Origin of the sequence: Paenibacillus sinensis, assembly GCF_019904155.1 — a bacterium.
Classification (GTDB): Bacteria; Bacillota; Bacilli; order Paenibacillales; family Paenibacillaceae; genus Paenibacillus_AQ; species Paenibacillus_AQ sinensis.
This window is the reverse complement of record NZ_JAHCMB010000063.1, coordinates 28,421-28,678: the sequence shown is the minus strand read 5'-3', so window position 1 is coordinate 28,678 and position 258 is coordinate 28,421. Positions and strand designations below refer to the sequence as shown.

1 protein-coding gene (running past one end of the window) is annotated in these 258 nt (G+C 31.0%); it reads left to right on the top strand.

The window, feature by feature from the left end:
- Nucleotides 1-63 precede the first annotated feature (63 nt).
- Nucleotides 64-258, top strand: the 5' portion of a protein-coding gene (locus KIH86_RS08610; RefSeq protein ID WP_223110392.1) for a helix-turn-helix transcriptional regulator. Its footprint extends 24 nt past the window's final position; the window shows 195 of its 219 coding nt (coding positions 1-195); its start codon is at nucleotides 64-66; its stop codon lies beyond the right edge, outside the window.

Below are 258 nucleotides of genomic sequence, written 5' to 3'. Positions count from 1 at the left end.
GAGTAAATCGATATAAATTAATATCAAGTTAATTGATATTAGCGAAGAAAATGAGGAGAGAATATGAACGAATGGCTGAAAGAATTACGTAAGAAAGCACAAAAAACACAGGTTGAGATGGCTTCGTTACTTGATATTTCACAATCACATTATTGTGGAATTGAGATGGGTACAGCTCGACCATCAATTAAGTTAGCTCAAAAAATTTCATTAGTTCTCAAATTTCATTGGACTAGATTTTATGAAGACGAAAAAAAA